The sequence below is a fragment of the Novipirellula herctigrandis genome (assembly GCA_007859835.1).
GTDB classification, from domain to species: domain Bacteria; phylum Planctomycetota; class Planctomycetia; order Pirellulales; family Pirellulaceae; genus Novipirellula_A; species Novipirellula_A herctigrandis.
The window spans coordinates 1,793-3,079 of sequence record SJPJ01000002.1; the positions used below are offsets into that span (position 1 = coordinate 1,793).

A 1,287-nucleotide genomic window follows, 5' to 3' on the forward strand; every position below is an offset into this window, starting at 1 on the left:
GACATCGAGACCGCCAAGAACCCCTTGGTACTTGCCCGCCGACCGGATGGATCGACACACGGTCCGACCGCATCGTTCTTCTCGTCAATCTCGATCGGACTCATCCAACCGCTCTTCCGCCGACGTCGACTCCGCTCCCAATCATGAGTGCTCGGCCGAGTCCGATCTTGTCGCTCCGACAAATCATCAATTCGATCCTTTGCACCGGTGTATTCGCTCGTTTCCGGAGTTTCAGCGATCGCCGCACGAATCGGGTTCAAGTCCACATAGGCTGCGCAAGCCAGTAAACTCGCTTCGTCCAACAGAGTTTGCAGCTTGAATCTGCCTTCCCAAAAACGCCCGGTACACTCGTCTTCGCGATTTGCTCGTCGAGCAATGTTCTCCGCCGTGCATCGCATCCACCAACTGATGTCACTGAGTCGCCGCCGTCGTTCGTCCAACACTTCGGCTTGATTGACGATCATGTCAATCTCCGGCTTCGTCGGCTCCTCGGGCGACCCATCTTTTTTGCGTCGATGAGGAAACAGCCTCAGCCATCGCCTCGCCACTTCTTGATCGGTCCACTGAGCAACCACATCAGGCCGACTCCGCAAAACGAGGTGCAGATGATTGCTGAGCACTGTATAGGTCAGGCAATCGACTGCGAAAATCCCCGCCAGAAACTCCAATCGATCACGAATCCAGCCACGGCGATGCTCATAGGATTGACCGGAAAACGGGTCTTCGCCACACAAGAATGCACGTCTTACACAGCGTTGAACTGCGTGGAATACCTGAACTTCAGCGGGATCAGTGACTTCATAGCGTGGTTTGCGCGGCATAACGACCTCCTGGACAAGACTTGATGAGCGAGAATTCTAGCAAATCCAAAGCAGTAAGGCAATTAAAATGGATGGCTCCTTCTTGTTCTTGCGCCTTCTTGCTCCAGCTCCTTCTTGCTCCTTTGCTGGACACCAACTGCCAAACCTGCCTTGAGAAATGGCTACACTGGTCGTCCGAGGATGGATTGCAGAATGCGAGAGAAAAACTTGACTTAGCAATTTGGAAAAATGAGAATGGAGGTTGGACTGCCGTTCCAATTGATGTTTCACCAAATCTGCTACGAACTCTGACACCGAATGTTCATTTCGCCGATGGCGAACCCGCTATCAAATTTCCCAGTCGAATTAGTCTGCTTGATGGTCGAGTTGAGAGCATCGACGACTGGGACTAGCTGGACAGCGCCACTTCGTGGCTTCCTGATTTCGTAAGTTGTGACTGTGCCGCGAGTTATCTCGCTTGACTTGG

At 52.9% G+C, this 1,287-nt stretch carries 2 protein-coding genes; both read right to left on the reverse strand.

Translation table 11 applies throughout. The features are described from left to right. On the reverse strand, window positions 1-821 hold an 821-nt coding region (locus CA13_RS30885; RefSeq protein WP_146404575.1), incomplete at its 3' end, for a hypothetical protein. Between the two features lie 278 nt (window positions 822-1,099). After that, the coding region (locus CA13_RS35945) for a hypothetical protein (RefSeq protein ID WP_419195190.1) at window positions 1,100-1,287 on the reverse strand (188 nt) is incomplete at its 5' end.